A 20808-nucleotide genomic window follows, 5' to 3' on the forward strand; every position below is an offset into this window, starting at 1 on the left:
GGCGGCGCGGGATCCACCGCGACGGGAGCCGATGCACCTGGGCGGGGGACGCCGTCGTCGTCGACGCGTCCGAGCCGGCGGCAGCTGCGCGAACGGGAAGGGCGGCACGATGACTGAGTCCGTGCTGAGCGCCGAGGCGGTGAGCCGGGTATTCGCCACCGGCGCCGGTGACGTCCATGCCCTCACGGACGTGACCATGGACGTTGCGCCCGGGGAGCTCGTCGTCGTGCGCGGTCCCTCCGGCTCCGGCAAGACCACGCTGCTCAACCTGCTCGGTGGGCTGGACCGGCCGACGAGCGGGCGCGTGGTGCTCGGGGACGGGCGCGAGCTGTCCGCGCTGCCCGAGAAGGAGGTCCTCGAGGTGCGGCGGACGCGGATCGGGTACGTCTTCCAGTCCTTCGGGCTCATCCCCGTGCTGTCGGCAGCGGAGAACGTCGAGATCCCGCTGCGGCTGCTCGAGGTGGACCCGGGGGCCCGGGCGCGTCGCGTGGCTGAGGCGCTGGAGCTGGTCGGGCTCTCGGGCCACGCGCAGCAGCGGCCCTACGAGCTGTCCGGCGGGCAGCAGCAGCGCGTGGGTATCGCCCGGGCGCTGGTGGCCGAGCCGGACATCCTCATCGCCGACGAGCCCACCGGCCAGCTCGACTCCAGGACCGCCGCCACGATCATGGAGCTCATCCGGGAGCTCACCCACGCGCGCGGTCTGGCCGCCGTCGTCTCCACCCACGACCCGGTCCTCATGCAGCGCGCCGACCGCGTCGTCGAGCTCCACGACGGCCGGCTCGCGGAGCCCGTCCCCGCCACGCGCTGAGTCGCCGGCCCTACCTCGCTGGGTCGGCCCTTTCGATCATCTGCCGCCCCTCTGCACCTCCGAGAGTGAGCGAAAGGGGCGACTGACCCACAGCAGGCGGTCGCTCACTGGGCAGCGAGGCGGCCGAGCAGGGCGGGGATCGGCTCGAGCCGGGCAACGTAGGGCGCGGGCAGCACCGCGCAGAGCCTACGAAAGGCCTGCTCCTCACGTGAGACGTCGCGACGGTCGAAGCGCACCATCGAGGTGCGGGGCATGCTGCGCAGGTCGTCCTCGCGGCGCTTCTCGTCGATCATCCGGCGGGATGTCGCCGCGGGCGTGACCGAGGCACTCGGCGCGTCGCCGAGATACTTCAGCTCGCCGTCGTACTCGCCGAGGAGCCGTAGCCGGAAGTCCAGGCCATCACCGGGGAGCTCGAAGAGCCAGCACATGTCCGTGTAGTAGGTCCGGCCGCGCACCTGGAACCGAGCCTGCAGGATCGGCCGCGGGAGCCCGCGGGAGACGGCGATCCAGCGGATGACCGTCTCGTACGGGGACTCCGCGTACGGGTCGGCGTGTGCCACCACCGCGCGCGCCTGCCGCCGCCCGTGGATCGGGCCGGACTCCACCAGACCCAGAACACGGTCCCGAAGGCCTTCGGCGCGTTGCATGGTCAAGGCCCGCTGGTCGCGCCGCGGAGCGAGGAGGAGTCGCATCCCGCTGTCGACGACGACGAGCGCGTCCCTCGGGTGCATGGTCTTCGCGCAGTCCGCGATGGTGCGCTCGACGGTCGTCACCGTGAGCCCGTTCACCTCGGTGACGTCGGACGGTGCCAGCTCACCGGTGTGCCGTCGAAGACCAGCGCTCTGCCGCCGCGGCTTGGACCGCTGTGTCACGTGCACGACGTCCGGGGCGTGGAGGAGCCACAGCCCGTGAACGAGAGCCGCGGACTCGTGGCTGAAGGTGGTGCCACTGCGCAGCCGGCGTGCCGCCGCTGCCACGCGGGCGGTCGCGAGGTGCTCGGCGGTCGCCCAGTCCGGGGCGTCGGCGAGGGGCTCGACGAAGGCGCCGCGACACACCTGCACGAGGCCCACGCCGTGTGCCTCGCGCACGGCGTTCGCTCCGAGGTCCGAGCTGAGGATCACGCGAGGGAGGGGGCTGCTGCGCCCGAGCGTCACGGCCATGCGCCACGGTGACCGACACGAGCGAGCGTCCGTAGACCGCGAGCGGAACTCGGTGGATGCGGGTGCGCCGGGGAGCCCGGTGGGGCAGCGTGCTCGTGCGGTGAGTCGCCCCTTTCGCTCATCCGGAGGTGTTCAAAGGGGCGGCCGACGATCGAAAGGGGCGACCCACCCGGGGAGGGAGGGAGGGAGGTCGGCGGCGGAGGGCCGGCCGGGTGGGACCGTCGCGCGCCGGGATCCGGCGTGCCGTGGGACACAGGGGGAGGGGCTGGGCGGGGGTCGGTGAGGCGGAGTAGAATTTACCGGCGGCACTCGGACCTCGGGTGCCATCACGCCCGGCGTCCAAGGCCGGTGCACCCCCAGCCTTCCCTGCGCTGGCTGGGCGCTGCCCGCGGCCCGCCCGGGCAGTTCCAGTACCGAGGAGTCCGCGTATGCCCGTCCGTCCTGACCTGCGCAATGTCGCAATCGTCGCCCACGTCGACCACGGCAAGACCACCATGGTCGACGCCATGCTCTGGCAGTCGGGGGCCTTCGGCGACCACCAGCACGTCGACGAGCGGGCGATGGACTCCGGTGACCTCGAGCGCGAGAAGGGCATCACCATTCTCGCGAAGAACACGACCGTCCACTACACCGGCCCGGCCGCCGCGGCCGCCGGCGCACCCGACGGCGTGACGATCAACGTCATCGACACGCCCGGTCACGCCGACTTCGGCGGCGAGGTCGAGCGCGGCCTGTCGATGGTCGACGGCGTCGTCCTCCTCGTCGACGCGAGCGAGGGGCCGCTGCCCCAGACCCGGTTCGTGCTGCGCAAGGCGCTCGCCGCCAAGCTGCCCGTCATCATCGTGGTCAACAAGGTCGACCGGCCCGACGCCCGCATCACCGAGGTCGTCGCCGAGTCCACGGACCTCCTGCTCGGTCTCGCCAGCGACCTCGCCGACGAGGTCCCGGACCTCGACCTCGACAGCATCCTCGACGTGCCCGTCGTCTACGCCTCGGCGAAGGCCCGCCGCGCCTCCCTCGACCAGCCGCTCGACGGCCAGCTCCCCGACAGCCCCGACCTCGAGCCGTTCTTCTCGACGATCCTGGAGACCATCCCGGCGCCGACCTACGACGACGGCGCTCCCCTCCAGGCGCACGTCACCAACCTCGACGCCTCGCCCTTCCTCGGGCGTCTCGCGCTGCTGCGCGTCTTCAACGGTTCGCTGCACAAGGGCCAGACGGTCGGCTGGGCGCGGCGTGACGGCACGCTCAAGGCCGTCCGCATCTCCGAGCTGCTCCGCACGGAGGCCCTGACCCGTGTCCCGGCGGAGCGCGCCGACGCGGGCGACATCGTCGCCGTCGCGGGCATCGAGGACATCACCATCGGCGAGTCCCTCGTCGACCTCGAGGACCCGCGTCCGCTGCCGCTCATCACGGTCGACGACCCGGCCATCTCGATGACCATCGGCATCAACACCTCCCCCCTGGCCGGCAAGGTCAAGGGCGCCAAGGTGACGGCCCGCCAGGTCAAGGACCGCCTCGACCGCGAGCTCGTCGGCAACGTGTCCCTCAAGGTGCTGCCGACCGAGCGACCCGACGCGTGGGAGGTCCAGGGCCGCGGCGAGCTCGCCCTGGCCATCCTCGTCGAGCAGATGCGCCGGGAGGGCTTCGAGCTCACCGTCGGCAAGCCGCAGGTGGTGACCAAGGTGGTCGACGGCAAGGTCCACGAGCCGATGGAGCGGATGACCATCGACGTGCCCGAGGAGTACCTCGGCGCCGTCACCCAGCTGATGGCACAGCGCAAGGGCCGCATGGAGACGATGACGAACCACGGCACCGGCTGGGTGCGCATGGAGTTCGTCGTGCCCGCCCGTGGCCTCATCGGCTTCCGCACCCGGTTCCTCACCGACACCCGAGGCACCGGCATCGCGGCGTCGATCGCCGAGGGCTACGAGCCGTGGCACGGCCCGATCGAGCCGCGCTCGACGGGCTCGATGGTCGCCGACCGCGCCGGCTCGGTGACCCCGTTCGCGATGATCAACCTCCAGGAGCGTGGCTCCTTCTTCGTCGAGCCCACCTCCACGGTCTACGAGGGGCAGGTCGTCGGGGAGAGCTCCCGCGGGGACGACATGGACGTCAACATCACGAAGGAGAAGAAGCTGACGAACATGCGCGCCGCGTCCTCGGACACCTTCGAGAACCTCGTGCCGCCGCGCCGCCTCACCCTGGAGGAGTCGCTCGAGTTCGCGGGCAACGACGAGTGCGTCGAGGTGACGCCGGAGTCGGTGCGGATCCGCAAGGTGATCCTCGACCAGACCGAGCGCGCCAAGGCCACCGCGCGGGCCCGCCGCGCCTGAGCGGCCGGCACTGCGCCCGCCTGGGCAGAATGGGGTGATGACGTCGCGTCCTGAGCAGCGCCTCCTGGGCGTCTTCGCGCACCCCGACGACGAGACGATCGGCGCCGGCAGCCTGCTCGCCCTGGCGGTCGACGCGGGCGTCGACGTCTCGGTCGTCACCTGCACACGCGGCGAGCGGGGCGAGGTGATCCCACCCGACCTCGCGGACCTCGCCCGCGACCCGGACGCGCTGGCCCGGCACCGCGAGGCCGAGCTCTCCGCCGCACTTGCCGAGCTCGGCGTCCACCGGCACCTCTTCCTCGACCAGGTCCCCGGGCTCGCGGACCAGCGCCCCGCCCGCTTCCGCGACTCCGGGATGCGCTGGGTCCGCCCGGGTGTGGCGGGGCCGGGGGAGGACGCCGGTCCCGACGCCTTCACGTCCGTGGACGTCGAGGTGGCCGCTTGCCTCCTCGCCGTCGTCATCCGCCACGTCCGCCCGACGGCGGTCCTCACCGAGGAGCCGGGCGGCGGTTACGGGCATCCGGACCACGTCCACGCGCACCGGGTGACGACGCGCGCCGTCGAGATCGCCGCCGCCGACGTGCCGGCCGAGGGGCCGGACCCGTTCGCGGGACTGGCGCCGTGGCGCGTCCGCTCGGTGCTGTGGGTCGCCCAGGAGGAGACCCACCTGCGGGCGGCGCTCACCGAGCTGGCCGACACGCTGGCCCGGCACGAGCCGCGCCGCGCGCCGGACGGCACCACCCTCACCGTCCTCGACCCGGCCGCCGAGCTGCCCCGTCTCGCCGTCCCCGCGCAGGAGGTCGTGGCGTCCGTCGACGTCCGACCGGTCGCCGAGCGGGTGCTGGCGGCGCTGCGCAGGCACCGCAGCCAGCTGCAGGCGGTCGCACCGATCGATGGTCAGCGGCTGGTCGGACACATCGCGCTCAGCAACGCCAGCCTCATGCCCGTCCTCGACCGCGCCTACCTGCGGGCTGCGCCGGGCACCGACGCCACCGAGCTGGCCGCCGCCCTCGGGGTGGGCGCCACCCGGGGGTCCGCCGCCACCGCGCAACCGGCCGCCGCGTCCCCCGAACCCGCCGCGGCCGAGCCCGCCGAGGGACGCGAGCCGGCCTACGCCACGGCGGCCCGCACCGGGGGCCGCGCGCCGACTCCCGCGGCCCCGGCCGCCCTCCACACCGCCGCCACCCGTGCCGGTGCCGCCCAGGAGGCGGCCACGCGCTCGGTCGGCCACCCGACGCCCACCCCCGACGCGCCGAGGGCCGCGAGCAGGGCCCGCGGCCCGCTCGCCCGGCTCGTCGCCCGGGGCGGGGCGACCGGCGTCGTCGTCGCCGTGCTCGCGGGCCTCGTCATGGCCACGCTCGGTACCGTCGTCCACCGCTTCTCCATCGAGGGCTGGCCGGTGGGGATCACCCTGGGCCTGGTCGGTGTGCTCGCGGGCGCGGTCGCGGCCCGGGCGATCGCCGGCGGGGGCGGGCTGCTGCTCGCGGCGCTGTCGGTCATCGTCGTCACCCAGGCCATGGCGTTCCTGCGTCCCGGTGGGGACGTGCTCGTCACCAACGAGCTCATCAGCTACGTCTGGCTGTTCGGTGCGCCGCTCGTCGCCATCGCCTCCGGTCTCCTGCCGTCCCGGTGGTTCGCGGACGGCGCGCGCGGGGGGCGGCGGGCGTGACCGACGAGGAGCTCGTCGAGCGGTACCGGACCACCATGCAGCGGCTCGCCGCCGGAGTCACCGTGGTCTCGGTGCGGCACGGCGGCACGGACCTCGCGATGACGGCGACCGCCGTCGCCTCGGTCTCGCTGCGCCCACCCATGCTGCTCTTCAGCGTCCACACCGACGCCCGGATCCGCGAGGCCCTCGACGAGGTGGACACCTGGGCGGTGAGCATCCTCGACGGCGGTGCCCGGGTCGCGGCGGACAGGCTCGCCAGTCCCGGGCGGCCCGCCTTCGGTCAGCTCATCGGCGTCGACCACACCCCCGGGCCACTGAGCGGTGCCGCGCTCGTCGACCAGGCCCAGGGCTGGCTCGAGTGCCGCACGCACTGGGTGCGCAACGCGGGGGACCACGACGTCGTCGTCGGGGAGGTCCTCGACGCCACCCTGGGACGGACCGGGACGGGTGCGCTCGTCCACTACCTCGGGCGGCTGCGGCCGCTCGGTGATGCCTGAGCTCGGGCGTCGGTATCCTGACGCGAGCCCGGAGGGACACACTATGCGAACGGACACGTCGACCGACGAGTCGCCCCTCGTCGACTTCGCCGACGAGCAGCCGCGGCGGCGCCGCGGCTGGATCATCGCCGTCGTGGTCCTGCTGCTGCTCCTCGGCGGGTACGCCGCCGGTGCGTGGTACCTCGGTGACAAGGTGCCGCGCGGCGCCACGGTCGCGGGCGTCGACATCGGCGGACTGCAGGAGGCACAGGCCACCGACCGGCTCTCCGAGTCCCTCGCCGACCTCGTGACCTCCCCGGTTCCCGTCACGCTCGCCGACTCCGAGACGACCCTCGACCCCGGGGCGGCGTCCCTCGAGCTGGACGCCGCCGCCACCGTCGACGACCTCACCGGCCTGTCCTTCGACCCGCGCATCCTCGCGGCCCGCCTCTTCGGCATGGAGGAGTACGAGCCCGTCGTCCGGGTCGACGACGCCGCCCTGCGCGCGGAGGTCGAACGGGTGGCCGAGTCGCTGGACCGCGATCCCGTCGACGGCGCCATCGAGCTCTCCGAGGGCGAGGCGCGGCCGACCGAGCCCGTCGCCGGCGTGGCGGTCGACGTCGACGCCGCGGTCGAGCTCGTCGAGGAGGAGTGGCTCACCGGCGAACGGCCCCTCGAGCTTCCCGGCGAGGAGGTCGCGCCCGAGATCACGGCGGATGCGGTGGAGACCGCGATGGCGGAGATCGCCCGGCCGCTCACCCGCTCGCCGGTCGCCGTCGAGCTCGAGGACCGGCTCATCGAGCTCACCCCCGCACACCTCACCTCGGTCGCCACGCTCGAGCCGAGCGGCAGCGAGCTCGTGCTCCGGCTCGACGGCGAGGCGCTCGTCGACCTCGTCCTCGAGCTCGACCCCGAGGTCCGCACACCCGCCCGCGACGCGCGCATCGTGCTCCAGGACGGCGTGCCCACCATCGTCCCCGGTGCCGCTGGGATGGACCTCGACGAGGAGGTCCTCGTCGAGTCCGTGGCAGCGGCCGCCGTCTCCGACACCGACCGCACGGCCCAGGGTGCGCTCCAGGAGGTCGAGCCGGAGTTCACCGTCGCCGACGCCGAGGCGCTCGGGGTCACGGAGGTCGTCTCCGAGTTCTCCACCCCCTTCCACAACGACCCCCAGCGCACCCGCAACCTCGTGGTGGGGGCGGAGAAGATCACCAACACGCTCATCAAGCCGGGCGAGACCTTCAGCCTCATCGAGGCACTCGGCCCCATCACGGCAGAGCGGGGCTTCGTCTCCTCGGGCGTCGTCGTCAATGGCCTGGAGTCCAGCGGGATGGGCGGGGGACTCTCGCAGGTGTCGACCACCGTCTTCAACGCCGCCTACTTCGCCGGCATGGACCTCGACGAGTTCCAGACGCACTCCCACCACTACGCCCGCTACCCCGAGGGGCGTGAGGCCACGCTCTTCACCCCGCACGTCGACCTCAAGTGGACCAACACCACGCCCTACGGGGCGCTCGTGCAGTCCTGGGTCGCCGGCGGCAGGCTCCACGTGCGGCTGTGGGGGACCGAGCACTTCGAGGTCACCAGCCACACCAGCGACCGCTTCGACTTCACCGAGCCGACGACCGTCTACAACACCGCCCCCACCTGCGTCCCGCACGACTCGCCGGAGCGCGGGTTCACGGTGACCAACACGCGGGTGGTCTCGCTCGACGGCGCCGAGGTCAAGCGTCAGTCCTGGACCACGCGGTACATCCCGTGGGACCGCGTCGTGTGCGGACCTCCGCCCAGCGACGACTGAGCGGCGGTCAGGACCCCTCGTCCGGCTCGGGCCGGCGGGGTGCTCGCCGCGGCGGCGGGGGAGGGACCGGCTTGCCGACGACGGCGTCGGCGGCGGCCACGCGGACCGGGCCGCGGCGGGTGTGGACGACGGCGGCCGCGTCGTCGGCGCTCACGAGGTCGCCCAGGGCGTCGGAGAACCCGCCCTCGGGCCGCCGGTAGCGGATCACCACGCGCGTCCCCACCGGCCAGTCCGCCCACAGAGGTCTCACCCGCCCATTGTGCCCCGGCGGGGACATCGCCCCACGCGGGAGGCCGGCGCGGGGTGAGACCGCACTGCGGCACACGGGTGATGAGGGATACTGGACGGGCACCGACAGGCGCGGCGCGGCCGCGCAGAGGGAGGGAAACCGTGACCTACGTCATCGCGCAGCCGTGCGTGGACGTCAAGGACCTGGCTTGCGTCGACGAGTGCCCGGTCGACTGCATCTACGAGGGCAAGCGGATGCTGTACATCCACCCCGACGAGTGCGTCGACTGCGGCGCGTGCGAACCGGTGTGCCCCGTCGAGGCCATCTACTACGAGGACGACACCCCCGAGCAGTGGGCCCAGTTCTACGACGCGAACGTCAACTTCTTCGACACCATCGGGTCCCCCGGTGGCGCCGCGAAGATGGGCAAGATCGACATGGACCACCCGCTGGTGGCCGCCCTGCCCCCGCAGGCCTGAGGTGGCGCTGGTCGGCGACGCGCTGCCGAGCTTCCCCTGGGACAGTCTCACCGGCGCCCGGCAGCGGGCGGCGGCGCACCCGGGCGGCATCGTCGACCTGTCAGTGGGGACCCCCGTGGACCCGACCCCGCGGGTGGTCAGGGACGCTCTCGTGGCGGCGGCCGACTCACCCGGCTACCCGACGACGCAGGGCACCGACCGCCTGCGGGAGTCCGTCATCGGCTGGTTCGCCCGCCGTCGTGGCGTCCCGGGGCTGACCCCTGACCAGGTGCTGCCCACGATCGGCTCCAAGGAGCTCGTCGCCCTCCTGCCGGCGCTGCTCGGTCTCGGCGAGGGGGACGTCGTCGTGCACCCGCAGATCGCCTACCCGACCTACGACGTCGGAGCCCGGCTGGCCGGGGCCGAGCCCTTCGCGGCCGACGCAACCACCGCCGTCGGGCCGGGACGGGTGCGGCTCATGTGGCTCAACTCCCCGTCCAACCCCACCGGACGGGTGCTGGGCGTGGAGCACCTGCGCAAGGTCGTGGAGTGGGCCCGGGCGCGGGGCGTCGTCGTCGCGAGCGACGAGTGCTACGCCGAGCTCGGCTGGGCGGAGCCGTGGGCGAGCGAGGGAGTGCCCAGCCTCCTCGACCCGCGGGTCTGCGGGGACAGCCACGACGGGCTGCTCGTCCTGTACTCGGTGAGCAAGCAGTCCAACCTCGCCGGCTACCGCGCGGCCTTCGCGGCCGGCGACCCCGCCCTCGTCGGGCGGCTGCTCGAGGTCCGGAAGCACGCCGGCATGATGATGCCCGCGCCGGTCCAGGCCGCCCTGGCGGCCGCGCTCGACGACGACGAGCACGTCGCGGCCCAGCGTGAGCGCTACCGGGCGCGGCGCGAGCTGCTGCTCGGGGCCTGCGAGGACGCCGGGCTCACCGTCGACCCGGCGAGCGAGGCCGGCCTGTACCTGTGGGCGACCCTCGCGGGCCAGGACGCCGACTGCCGCGCGATCGTGGCCGCGCTCGCCGAGCGGGGGATCCTCGTGGCGCCCGGGGAGTTCTACGGGCCGGCCGGCGCCCGGCACGTGCGCATCGCCCTCACCGCCAGCGACGAGCGTGTCGCGGCGGCGGCCGAGCGGCTGGCGGCGGGACCGCTCACCGTCTGAGCAGCGGTCGCAGAGCTGTGGCGCGCGTCATGCGCGCCGGTCGGCGGGCCTCTCCGGCCGGACTGTTCGGCGTGATGGCTTACCCTTCTTGTGGAATCACCACGACGATGCCGTGCGAACCGATGGGGGTGACGCCCTCGACGGTGCGGGCGGTCGCCGGTGCCACGCGCGCCCGGCACCCTGAACCTGAGGAGGCAGTCCCATGTCCGAGGCCACTCTCACCCCGGCGACGTTCGAGGTCGATGGCAAGAAGATCGAGTTCGAGCGGGTCCCGGCGCGGGAGGGCAACGACGGCGTCAAGATCTCCTCGCTGCTCAAGGACACCGGGCTGGTCACGCTCGACTCCGGCTTCATGAACACCGCTGCGACCGAGTCGGCGATCACCTACATCGACGGCGACGAGGGCATCCTGCGGTACCGCGGCTACCCGATCGAGCAGCTGGCCAAGAACTCCTCCTTCATCGAGACGTCCTACCTGCTCATCTACGGGGAGCTGCCCGACGCGGAGACGCTCGAGGCCGTGACCCGCCGGATCAAGCGCCACACGATCCTGCACGAGGACTTCAAGGCGTTCTTCACCGCCTTCCCGCGCAACGGGCACCCGATGGCCGTGCTCCAGGCCGGCATCGCCGCGCTCGCCACGTACTACCAGCAGACGCTCGACCCGAAGGACCCCTACCAGCGCGAGCTGTCGACGGTCCTGCTCATGGCCAAGGTGCCGACGATGATCGCCTACATCGCCAAGCGCGCCAACGGCCTGCCGCTGCTGTACCCGGACTCCTCGAAGAGCTACGTCGAGGACTTCCTGCGCATGACGTTCGCGCTGCCCTACCAGGACGAGGACATCGACCCGACGCTGGTCAAGGCGCTGGACATGCTCCTCATCCTCCACGCCGACCACGAGCAGAACTGCTCGACGTCGACGGTGCGGATGGTCGGGTCCTCGCACGCCAACATCTACGCCTCGATCGCCGCCGGCGTCGGCGCGCTCTCCGGCCCGCTGCACGGCGGCGCCAACGAGGCCGTGCTCGACATGCTCGGCCAGATCCAGCAGGCCGGCGGCGGCGTCGAGGACTTCATGACCAAGGTGAAGAACAAGGAGGACGGCGTCCGCCTCATGGGCTTCGGCCACCGGGTCTACAAGAACTACGACCCGCGCGCCGCCATCGTCAAGGACGCCGCGCACGAGGTCCTCGGCAAGCTCGGCAAGTCCGACGAGCTGCTCGAGATCGCCATGGGCCTGGAGGAGATCGCGCTCAACGACGAGTACTTCATCGAGCGCAAGCTCTACCCGAACGTGGACTTCTACACCGGTCTCATCTACAAGGCGATGGGCTTCCCGACCCAGATGTTCACCCCGCTCTTCGCGCTCGGGCGCCTGCCCGGCTGGATCGCCCAGTACCGCGAGATGATCGCCGACCCCGCGACGAAGATCGGCCGCCCGCGCCAGGTCTACATCGGGGAGACCGAGCGCGACTACGTCGAGCTCGCCAAGCGCTGACCCAGCACCGCCGCCCCGGCGTCCCTCCCGGCACCGCCGGGTCGGGCACCGGGGCGCTGCTGCGTCCACCGACGGTTTGTGCGACCCGGCCGTCGGCTGGGTGTGGGGCTGGCAACAACTCCGCTGTCGGCGCGGGTTTGGGGGCGTCGGCCGGGCGGGGGGCTGGCAACAACTCCGCTGTCGGCGCGGGTTTGGGGGCGTCGGCTGGATGGGGCGGGCAACAACTCCGCTGTCGGCGGGGTTGGGGGGCGTCGGCTGGGTGGGGCTGGCAACAACTCCGCTGTCGGCGGGGTTGGGGGGCGGGGGTTGGGGTAGGGGCGCTCAGGTGATGCGGACGGTGCGGTCGCCGTCGGTGGTGGACGGCTGCCAGCGGGCGTCGTTGCCGGCCGACCTGTCCCACACCTGGCCGTCGACCTCGACGGTCGTCGCCCCGGTGCTCACCGCCGTCGCCACCGCCCAGTGCGCGACCACCCAGGCCATCCGCTCCGTGTCCTCCCCGGGGAACGCGCTGGGGTCGACGACGACGGTGTCCCCGTCGGTCGCCGCCGCGAGCCCGAAGTCCTGCTCGAGGCGGGCGGCGACGGCGGCAGGGACCGCGCCGTCGTCCGGCATGGGCAGCCGGCAGGTGAGCGACGCGGGGGAGTGGCCGGTGAGCGCCGAGGCGAAGGCGCGGCCCTCGGGCTCGTGGTCGGCGTAGGCGTCGGGGAACCCGGAGCGCTGCACGCGCTGGGCGGCCTCGGTGACGGGCAGCTCGGCGTAGCCCGGGACGGCGACGAGGCCGTCGAGGAAGGCGTTGGTCGCGTAGACGGGGTCGGTCACCTGCTCCGGCGTGCCCCAGCCCTGCGAGGGGCGCTGCTGGAACAGGCCGAGGGAGTCGCGGTCGCCGTAGTCGATGTTGCGCAGCTTGGACTCCTGCACGGCCGTCGCCAGGGCGATCGTCGCCGCGCGGGCCGGCAGCCCGCGGCGCACGGTCACGGCGGTGATGAGGGCGGCGTTGTCGGCCTGGTCGGCGTCCAGCGTCTGGCTGGTGCCGTCATCGAGGACGACGGCACAGGTCTCGCTGATGCGGTCGGGCACCCCCCAGGTGAGCAGGGCCGCGACGCCCCCGACGGCGAGGAGGACGAGCGCGAGGGTGGCGACGGTGCCGCGGACGAGGCTGCTACGCATGGAGCGCGTCGTTGAGCGTGATGCCCGTCCCCTCGCGTGCGACCGCCTCGACGGCGCCGGTGACCGAGTGGCGGCGGAACAGCAGCCGGTCCCGGCCGGAGAGCTCGCGGGCGGCGACGACGGTCGGGCTCGCGGCCGCCGAGCCGGGCGCGGTCAGCACCGTCACCTTGGTGCCGGCCGTGACGTAGAGCCCGGCCTCGACGACGCAGTCGTCGCCCAGGGAGATGCCGATGCCGCTGTTGGCGCCGAGCAGGCAGCGCTCGCCGATGGTGATGCGTTGCGCGCCACCACCGGACAGCGTCCCCATGACCGAGGCGCCGCCACCGACGTCGGTGCCGTCCCCGACGACGACACCCTGGGAGATGCGGCCCTCGACCATCGAGCGGCCCAGGGTGCCGGCGTTGTAGTTGACGAAACCCTCGTGCATCACGGTCGTGCCGGGGGCGAGGTGGGCGCCGAGCCGCACCCGGGAGGCGTCGGCGATGCGGACGCCGGCGGGCACGACGTAGTCGGTCATCCGCGGGAACTTGTCGACCCCGTGGACGGTGAGGTGGCCGTTGCGCGCCCGCAGCCGCACGCGGGTCTGGTCGAACCCGTCGACGGCGCACGGTCCGGCGGAGGTCCACACGACGTTCGGCAGGACGGCGAAGATGCCGTCGAGGTTGATCGTGTTCGGCCGCACCGCCCGGTGGGAGAGCAGGTGGAGGCGCAGGTAGGCGTCGACCGTGCTGGTCGGGGCCGCGTCGAGGTCGATCTCCGCGGTGATGACCCTGCTGTGGACGCCGCGCGCCTCGTCGTGGCGCTCGGCGACGGGCAGGGCGGTCTCCGCCGGGGAGCCGTCGTGCTCGGCGCCGTCGACGACGGGGCTCGGGTACCAGACGTCCAGGACGGTGCCGTCATCGGTCACGGTGGCAAGTCCGGCGCCGTGCGCAAGGCGTGCAGTCATGTGGCCAGCCTACGAGCGTTGCCGCCTCCCGACGGCGCAGCACCCGCCGAGTGTGCGCGGCGTCACCCACGGGCCTGTGCGACGCTGGGCTGGTGGCCGACGTCCTCCCACCCGACCCGCGACCGCCCCGGCGGCCGGGCGACGGGTGGGTCGAGTGCCGGTGCGGGCAGCGCCACTGGGGCCGGTACGGCGCGGCCGGGCTGCTGCTGTGGCGCCGGAGCCCCCAGGCGCCCGACGGGACCGGCACACCCCTGGCGGCCGACGCGACCGACCCGAGCCGCTACGCCGTCGTCCTCCAGCACCGTGCCCTGTGGAGTCACCACGGCGGGACCTGGGGGCTTCCGGGCGGCGCGGTCGACCCCGGCGAGACGGCGGTCCAGGGAGCGCTGCGGGAGGCACAGGAGGAGGCCGACCTGCCGCCGTCGGGTCTGCGGGTGCGCACCAGCTACCTCCTCGACCACGGCGACTGGTCCTACGCGACCGTCGTCGCGGAGGCCGTCGCGCAGGTGGAGCCGCGGGTCAGCGACGCCGAGAGCGTGGGCGTGGCGTGGGTGGAGGGCAGCGCCGTCACCGAGCGGCAGTTGCTGCCCGCCTTCGCCGACGCCCTGCCCGGGCTCCGGGCGCTGCTGGGCCGGCGGCTCGTCCTCGTCGTCGACGGCGCGAACACCATGGGCTCGCGCCCCGACGGGTGGTGGCGGGACCGCGCCGCCGCGAGCGAGCGGCTGCGGGACGAGCTGGCGGTGCGCGCCACCGACGGGCTGGCGGCCGAGCGGCTCGGGCTGCCCGGCCACAGGTGGTACCCCGACGTCGTGCTCGTCACCGAGGGACGCGGCCGCGGGCCGGTCGGCGTCGCCGGGGCCGACGGCGTGGGCGGGGTCGCCGTCGTCGGCGCGCCGGGGCCGGGCGACGACGAGATCGTCGCGCAGGCCGAGCGCCACGTGACCGCGGGGGCCGACGTCGTCGTCGTCACCGCCGACCGTGAGCTGCGGCGGCGGGTGGAGGCGCTGGGCGCCGCGACCGCCGGACCCGGCCTGGTGCTGCGCTAGGCGTCCGCGTCGATGTCGCAGATGACGGTGCCGGCCGAGACGTTCTCCCCGACCGCTGCCCGCAGCCCGCGCACCCGCCCGGTGCGGTGGGCCACGAGCGGCTGCTCCATCTTCATCGCCTCGAGGACGACGACGAGGTCCCCGGCCTCGACCGTCGCGCCGTCGTCGACGGCGACCTTGACGATGGTGCCCTGCATCGGTGAGGTGAGGGAGCCGTTGTTCGACGCCGCGACACGGGTGGAGCTGCGCCGGCTGGGACGGCGCAGCGCCCCGCGGCCGCCGCGGCCCGCACCGATGCCCAGCCCAGCCGGGAGCACGACCTCGAGCCGCTTGCCACCGACCTCGACGACGACGCGCTCGGTGGCGTCGTCGTCACCGTCGGGAGTCGCGGTCACGGGGACGGCCGGCGCGGTGAGCTCGGTGAGCCGCTGGGCGAAGTCGGTCTCGATCCACGTCGTGTGGACGGCGAAGGAGGCGGCGTCGTCCGCGGCCGCGAACTCGGGGGCGTCGAGCACGGCCCGGGCGAAGGGCAGCACGGTGGGGATCCCGGTGATCTCCAGCTCGCGCAGCGCGCGCCGCGCCCGCTGGAGCGTCTGCCGGCGGTCGGCGCCGGTGACGATGAGCTTGGCGAGCATCGAGTCGAAGGCACCGGAGACGGTGTCCCCGGCCGAGACCCCGGTGTCGACGCGCACGCCCGGGCCGCCCGGCCAGGTGAGCGCGGAGATCGTCCCGGGGGAGGGGAGGAACCCGGCCGCCGGGTTCTCCCCGTTGATCCGGAACTCGATGCTGTGGCCCCGGACGGGGACGTCGGTGTAGCCGAGCGGCTCACCGGCCGCGATGCGGAGCTGCTCGCGGACGAGGTCGATCCCGCTGACCTCCTCGGTCACCGGGTGCTCGACCTGGAGACGGGTGTTGACCTCGAGGAAGGAGACGGTGCCGTCGGAGCCGATGAGGAACTCGCAGGTGCCCGCACCGACGTACCCCGCCTCGCGCATGATTGCGACCGAGGCCTCACGCAGGAGGCCGTCCTGCTCGGGGGTGAGGAAGGGCGCGGGCGCCTCCTCGACGAGCTTCTGGTGGCGGCGCTGCAGGGAGCAGTCGCGGGTCGAGACGACGACGACGGTGCCGTGCTCGTCGGCGAGGCACTGGGTCTCCACGTGGCGGGGACGGTCGAGGAACCGCTCGACGAAGCACTCGCCGCGGCCGAACGCGGCCTTGGCCTCGCGGACCGCCGAGTCGAAAAGCTCGGGGACCTCGTCGCGGGTGCGGGCGACCTTGAGCCCACGTCCGCCGCCACCGTGTGCGGCCTTGATGGCCACCGGCAGGCCGTGCTCGTCGGCGAAGGCGAGGACCTCGTCCGCGCTGTCGACCGGGTCGGGAGTGCCCGCGACGAGCGGTGCGCCCGCGGCGCTGGCGATGTGGCGGGCACTGACCTTGTCGCCGAGGGCGCGGATGGCGTCCGGAGGCGGACCGATCCACACCAGACCGGCGTCCAGGACCTGCTGGGCGAACTCCGCGTTCTCGGAGAGGAAGCCGTATCCCGGGTGGACGGCGTCGGCGCCGCTGCGGCGGGCGACGTCGAGCAGCTTGGCGGCGTCGAGGTAGGTCTCGGCGGCCCGGGAGCCACCCAGCCCGAAGGCCTCGTCGCTCAGGCGCACGTGGAGGGCGTCGCGGTCCGGGTCGGCGTAGACGGCGACGGTCGAGATGCCGGCGTCGATGCAGGCGCGGACGACGCGTACCGCGATCTCGCCGCGGTTGGCGATGAGCACCTTCGTCAGTGGGCGGCGGGTGGGCGTCGCCCCAGAGGTGCTCGTCATGGATGCTCCGTTCCGGTCGGGTGCTCGCTGCCCGGGGTGGGCCCGGACCGATCCACGGTAGCCGTCCCGCGGCGACACACCTATCCGCCGGGCGTCGCGTCGGGCAAGTCTGTCGGCAGGCGCACGTTGCCACCGGGACGCTTGTGCCGACCCTACAAGAGCGACGGAGCGGCGCCCGACCATGCCCGGGCGTGGTTGTCGCCACAGCACAGGCCCGCCGCGCACACCCGCCGGGCGCCTGCCCCGCCGTGGAACCGTGCGCCCGCCCCGCCGCGGGACCGTGCGCCTGCTTCAGAACCGTGCGCCCGCTTCAGAACTGTGCGCCCGGTAGAGCGGGCGCACGGTGGCACGAGCGGACGCACGGTCCGGGAGGGGACGGGTGCACGGTCGGGGAGGGGACGGGTGCACAGTCTGGGAGGGGACGGGTGCACAACCCGAGAGGGACGGGTGCACGGTCCGCGGAAGGCCCGTGCGAACGCCGGGGTGAGACACGCGGTGCGGCGGGCCACCATCGGTACTGTCGTGGGACGGCCGTGGGGCAGCGGACGGCCAGGGCGGGAGGAGGCGTCCGGTGAGCGACCTGCAGTGCGCGGCGACCGTCGTCGTCGTCCACGACGACGCCGACCTCGAGGCGCTGCGGAGCGAGCGGCCGGCCGCGGTGCACGCGGCTCCCGGTGCCGAGGACCGCGCCACCGGGCTCGCCGGCGCCCTGGAGGTGCCCTGCCGTCGGCTGCGCGACGGCGTGTCGGGCGACCTCACTGCAGCGCTCGACGCGGTGGCCGACGAGTACCGGGGCGAGTGCGTCGTCGTCGCCGTCACTGACGCCGCGTTCACCGCCCTCGCGGCGCTCGTGCTGCCGGGGGCGGCGCGCGGCGTCGTCGTCGAGATCGACGCCGACGGCCGTCGGTGGGACCGGTGGCCGGCCGTCAGCGGGCCCAGAGGTCGGTGACCGCGACGCCGAGCTCGGCCAGCAGGGTGCGCAGCAGCGGGAGGCTCAGGCCGACGACGCCGTGGTGGTCGCCCTCGATCCGCGTGACGAAGGGGCCCCCGAGCCCGTCGACGGTGAAGGCACCGGCGACGGCGAGCGGCTCGCCCGTGGCGACGTAGGCCTCGACCTCGGCGTCGCTGAGGTCGGCGAAGTGCACCGTCGTGGAGGAGACCCCGCCGGCCTGCGCGCCCGCACGGGAGGCGCCTGCACGAGCGGCGCGGGACCGGGTGACGCCGCCACGAGTAGCGCCGCCACGAGTATCGACCAGCCAGTGGCCGGTGTGGAGCACGCCGGACCGGCCGCGCATGCGGTGCCAGCGCGCGACGGCCTCGCGCGCGTCGGTGGGCTTGCCGTGGACCTCGCCGTCGAGCTCGAGCATCGAGTCGCACCCGATGACCAGCGCGCCCTGCCTCGTCGCCGCGACGTCCCGGGCCTTGGCGCGCGCGAGGAGCAGCACCTGGTCCGCCGGGGTGGCGTCCGGACCGGCGTCCCGCAGCAGCGCGGGCTCGTCGACGGAGGACACCTGGACCTCCGGGGCGAAGCCCGCGGTGCGCAGGGTCGCGAGGCGGGCGGGGGAGGCGGAGGCGAGGACGAGCGTCACGGGCAGTGAGACTACGGGAGGACGGACCCGGGCGCCGGTGCGGTGGCGCGCGGGCCCAGTGCCGGGTGCGGCGCATGAGCGGAACGTCCCGGGGAAGCCGGCGGCCCGGGTGGCACGATCGGCTCATGCGTCGCCGACCCGCCGCCCTTGCCGGACTCGCCCTCGTGGCCACGCTCCTCACCGGGTGCGGCACGGAGGACCCCGGCGCGGCGGAGGTGACCGGTCCGGCGAGCGCCCAGCGCGCTCCGGAGACCGGCACCACCGGGAACGTCACGGTGACCGCGACCTCGGTGGTCGTCGGCGACCCGAGGGCCCCGGAGCGGCTGCACGTCTACCAGGACCTCAACTGCCCGCACTGCAAGCAGCTCCACGGGGAGATGGGCGGGGACCTCACGACGTGGGCGCAGGGCCCGGACGTCGCGGCGGAGTTCACGGTGGTCGACTACCTCGGCCCGCGCACGACGCACGCGTTCTCCACCCGGGGCGCGAACCTGCTGGCGCTCGTCGCGGACGTCGACCCGGAGGCCTGGCCCGCCGTCCAGCAGGCGCTGCTCGACATGCAGCCGACCTCGACGACGGCGGAGGTCACCGACGAGGAGCTGGTCGCCGCGGCGCGCGGGGCCGGAGCGGACCTCGACGAGGCCGACGTCGCCGCCGTCGAACAGCTCGCCTACGCCGACTGGGTCGCCGCCGCCACGGCGGAGGCGGCGGCAGCAGGGGTCACCTACATCCCGCAGGTGTGGGTCGACGACGCGCTCGTCGAGGGCTCCGACCACGGAGAGACGGCAGGCCTCGTCCGGCAGGCCGTCACCGACTGACGCTCACACCCGGACGGACTCCTCGGGGCGCCCGAGCACGGAGGAGCGTAGGACGTCCAGCCCGACCGAGCCCACGTCCAGGGCCCGGCGGTGGAAGGCCTTGAGATCGAGCTGCTCGCCCCTGGCCGCCGCGTCCTGCTGAGCGGAGTCGCGGATCTGCTCCCACAGGCGCTGCCCGACCTTGTACGACGGCGCCTGGGCGGGCCAGCCGAGGTACCGGTCGAGCTCGAACGCGAGGAATCCCTCGGCCATGTTCGCGTTGGCCTTGAGGAACTCCCACGCGCTGGCGGCGTCCCAGATGCCCCCGCCCCACTGCGCCGGTGCCGGCTTGCCCAGGTGCACGCCGATGTCCAGCACGACGCGCGCCGCCCGCAGTCGCTGGCCGTCGAGCATGCCGAGGTAGTCCGCCGGGTCCTCGAGGTAGCCGAGGTCGGCCATCAGCCGTTCGGCGTACAGCGCCCAGCCCTCGCCGTGGCCGCTCACCCAGCAGGCCAGCCGACGCCACGTGTTGAGCAGCTCGGAGCGGTAGGCCGTCTGCCCGATCTGCAGGTGGTGGCCGGGGACGCCCTCGTGGTAGACGGTCGTGAGCTCGCGCCAGGTGCTGAACTCGGTGACGCCTGCGGGCACCGACCACCACATCCGGCCCGGCCGGGAGAAGTCGGCGCTGGGCCCGGTGTAGTAGATGCCACCCGTCTGGGTCGGCGCGATGCGGCACTCGAGGCGGCGCACCGGCTCGGGGATGTCGAACTGGGTCCCGGCGAGCTCGCTGACCGCCCGGTCGGACGTCTCCTGCATCCACGCCCGGAGGGCCTCGGTGCCGTGCAGCTGGCGGCTGGGGTCGGCGTCGAGCCGTGCCATCGCCTCGGCCGGACTGGTGCCGGGGCCGTAGAGCCGGGCGGCGACGACCTCCTGCTCGGCGGTGACCCGCGCCAGCTCCTCCAGGCCCCACTCGTAGGTCTCGTCGAGGTCGACGGCGGCGCCCAGGAAGTGGCGTGACCACAGCTCGTAGCGCTCGCGGCCGACGGCGTCCTCGGTGCCGGCCTGCGGGGCCAGCTCCGAGCGCAGCATCTGCGCGAGCTCGCCGTAGGCGCGTCGTGCGGCCTGTGCGCCGGCACGGAGGTCCGCGGCCAGCGCACCCGCGGGCTCTGCGCCGTCGGGTCGCGCACCGGCGACGAAGGTGTCGAAGAAGGAGGTGCGCGCGGCTGCGAGCTCCTCCGCCTGGGCGATGCACGCCTCGACCTGGCGCAGGGCGGCGACCTTGCCGTCCACGGCCGAGACGCGCAGGGACTCCTGGTACCCGGACAGGGCGTCCGGCAGGGCCGCCATCCGCCGGGCGATGCACTCCCAGTCCTCGGAGGTGTCGGTACTCATGAGGTCGAAGACCTCGCGGAGGTCCTGCACCGGTGAGCTGATGACGTTGAGCTCCCGGGTGAGCTCGCCGGCCATGTACAGCTCGACGTCCAGGCCCAGGCGCTCGGTCATCGCGGCCTTCGTCGTGGCGTCGACCTCGTCGACCGGGTCCTCCGCCGCGACCCCGGCGACCGCCTGCATGGCGGCCTCCGCCCGCGCCAGGTGGCCGCGGGGGGAGAGGTCCGGCAGCTCGTCGTCGTGGCCGGGCAGTCCCATCCCCGTCGCGGCGACGGGGTCGAGCTCGGCGAGGTGGGCGACGTACTGCTCGGCGACGGCGTCGATGGGTGAGGCGGCACGGCCCTGTTTTGTCACGTCGTCGACCTTATCGAAGCCGCGGTGCACGGTGTGCAACCGGCAACGGGTGAGTCGGGCGCACGTGCGGCGGCCGCGCGACTCACCCCCTAGGGTGAGCCAG

18 protein-coding genes are annotated in these 20808 nt (G+C 73.9%); 11 read left to right on the forward strand and 7 right to left on the reverse strand.

Annotated elements, in window-relative coordinates:
- The first annotated feature begins 109 nt into the window (after positions 1-109).
- The gene (locus VR894_RS07550; RefSeq protein WP_324650766.1) at positions 110-808 is read left to right on the forward strand and encodes an ABC transporter ATP-binding protein; all 699 of its coding nucleotides are present in this window, start codon (positions 110-112) and stop codon (positions 806-808) included.
- A gap of 104 nt (positions 809-912) precedes the next feature.
- Here VR894_RS07550 and VR894_RS07555 read toward each other — a convergent pair whose 3' ends face one another.
- On the reverse strand, positions 913-1968 hold the full coding sequence (locus tag VR894_RS07555; protein ID WP_324650767.1) for a hypothetical protein: 1056 nt from the start codon (positions 1966-1968) through the stop codon (positions 913-915).
- 428 nt (positions 1969-2396) lie between these two features.
- Here VR894_RS07555 and typA point away from each other — a divergent pair, with 428 nt between their 5' ends.
- The 4 genes from typA to VR894_RS07575 are packed head-to-tail and all read left to right on the forward strand — an operon-like array spanning position 2397 to position 8250.
- Entirely contained in the window at positions 2397-4304 is a 1908-nt protein-coding gene (gene typA, locus VR894_RS07560; protein WP_324650768.1) for a translational GTPase TypA, read from the forward strand.
- A gap of 37 nt (positions 4305-4341) precedes the next feature.
- The gene (locus VR894_RS07565; protein ID WP_324650769.1) at positions 4342-5973 is read left to right on the forward strand and encodes a PIG-L family deacetylase; all 1632 of its coding nucleotides are present in this window, start codon (positions 4342-4344) and stop codon (positions 5971-5973) included.
- Positions 5970-6470 carry a flavin reductase family protein gene (locus tag VR894_RS07570; RefSeq protein WP_324650770.1) on the forward strand — a complete coding sequence of 167 codons (501 nt, stop codon included), beginning with the start codon at positions 5970-5972 and terminating at the stop codon, positions 6468-6470. Before VR894_RS07565 ends, VR894_RS07570 begins: the two co-directional genes overlap by 4 nt.
- 43 nt (positions 6471-6513) lie before the next feature.
- Complete coding sequence (locus VR894_RS07575) at positions 6514-8250, forward strand: VanW family protein (protein ID WP_324650771.1); 1737 nt, start codon at positions 6514-6516, stop codon at positions 8248-8250.
- 7 nt (positions 8251-8257) lie between these two features.
- Here VR894_RS07575 and VR894_RS07580 read toward each other — a convergent pair whose 3' ends face one another.
- Positions 8258-8500 (reverse strand): hypothetical protein, encoded by a 243-nt coding sequence (locus VR894_RS07580; RefSeq protein ID WP_324650772.1) that lies wholly within the window; start codon positions 8498-8500, stop codon positions 8258-8260.
- A 140-nt stretch (positions 8501-8640) separates the two neighbouring features.
- Here VR894_RS07580 and fdxA point away from each other — a divergent pair, with 140 nt between their 5' ends.
- From fdxA to VR894_RS07595, 3 genes are all read left to right on the forward strand, one after another.
- Positions 8641-8958, forward strand: coding sequence for a ferredoxin (gene fdxA / locus VR894_RS07585; RefSeq protein ID WP_324650773.1), 318 nt, complete (start codon positions 8641-8643; stop codon positions 8956-8958).
- 1 nt (position 8959) lies between these two features.
- The gene (gene dapC, locus VR894_RS07590) at positions 8960-10099 is read left to right on the forward strand and encodes a succinyldiaminopimelate transaminase (protein WP_324650774.1); all 1140 of its coding nucleotides are present in this window, start codon (positions 8960-8962) and stop codon (positions 10097-10099) included.
- 202 nt (positions 10100-10301) lie between these two features.
- A complete protein-coding gene (locus VR894_RS07595) occupies positions 10302-11600 on the forward strand; it encodes a citrate synthase (RefSeq protein ID WP_324650775.1) in 1299 nt (432 codons plus the stop codon).
- 321 nt (positions 11601-11921) lie between these two features.
- Here VR894_RS07595 and VR894_RS07600 read toward each other — a convergent pair whose 3' ends face one another.
- Both VR894_RS07600 and dapD read right to left on the reverse strand, forming a co-directional pair.
- A complete protein-coding gene (locus VR894_RS07600; RefSeq protein WP_324650776.1) occupies positions 11922-12767 on the reverse strand; it encodes a hypothetical protein in 846 nt (281 codons plus the stop codon).
- Positions 12760-13713, reverse strand: a complete 954-nt coding sequence (gene dapD, locus VR894_RS07605; RefSeq protein WP_324650777.1) for a 2,3,4,5-tetrahydropyridine-2,6-dicarboxylate N-succinyltransferase — start codon at positions 13711-13713, stop codon at positions 12760-12762. The genes VR894_RS07600 and dapD overlap by 8 nt, the downstream gene beginning before the upstream one ends.
- Positions 13714-13805: 92 nt before the next feature.
- Between dapD and VR894_RS07610 the strand changes: the two genes are divergently transcribed.
- Complete coding sequence (locus VR894_RS07610; RefSeq protein WP_324650778.1) at positions 13806-14759, forward strand: NUDIX domain-containing protein; 954 nt, start codon at positions 13806-13808, stop codon at positions 14757-14759.
- On the opposite strand, the gene VR894_RS07615 is transcribed toward VR894_RS07610, so the two are convergent.
- Positions 14756-16576 carry an acetyl/propionyl/methylcrotonyl-CoA carboxylase subunit alpha gene (locus VR894_RS07615; RefSeq protein WP_324650779.1) on the reverse strand — a complete coding sequence of 607 codons (1821 nt, stop codon included), beginning with the start codon at positions 16574-16576 and terminating at the stop codon, positions 14756-14758. The two genes, VR894_RS07610 and VR894_RS07615, sit on opposite strands and share 4 nt — an antisense overlap.
- Positions 16577-17147: 571 nt before the next feature.
- On the opposite strand from VR894_RS07615, the gene VR894_RS07620 reads away from it, so the two are divergent.
- Positions 17148-17525: a hypothetical protein gene (locus VR894_RS07620; RefSeq protein WP_324650780.1), complete on the forward strand. Its 378-nt coding sequence runs from the start codon at positions 17148-17150 to the stop codon at positions 17523-17525.
- Here VR894_RS07620 and VR894_RS07625 read toward each other — a convergent pair.
- Positions 17503-18165, reverse strand: a complete 663-nt coding sequence (locus VR894_RS07625; protein WP_416380824.1) for a Maf family protein — start codon at positions 18163-18165, stop codon at positions 17503-17505. The genes VR894_RS07620 and VR894_RS07625 overlap by 23 nt on opposite strands.
- A 125-nt stretch (positions 18166-18290) precedes the next feature.
- Between VR894_RS07625 and VR894_RS07630 the strand changes: the two genes are divergently transcribed.
- On the forward strand, positions 18291-18983 hold the full coding sequence (locus VR894_RS07630) for a thioredoxin domain-containing protein (protein WP_324650781.1): 693 nt from the start codon (positions 18291-18293) through the stop codon (positions 18981-18983).
- 3 nt (positions 18984-18986) lie between these two features.
- Here the strand turns inward: VR894_RS07630 and VR894_RS07635 are convergent, their stop codons facing one another.
- Positions 18987-20705, reverse strand: a complete 1719-nt coding sequence (locus tag VR894_RS07635) for a DUF885 domain-containing protein (protein ID WP_324650782.1) — start codon at positions 20703-20705, stop codon at positions 18987-18989.
- Positions 20706-20808 lie beyond the last annotated feature (103 nt).

This window comes from Georgenia sp. H159, assembly GCF_035607575.1.
Lineage (GTDB): Bacteria > Actinomycetota > Actinomycetes > Actinomycetales > Actinomycetaceae > Oceanitalea.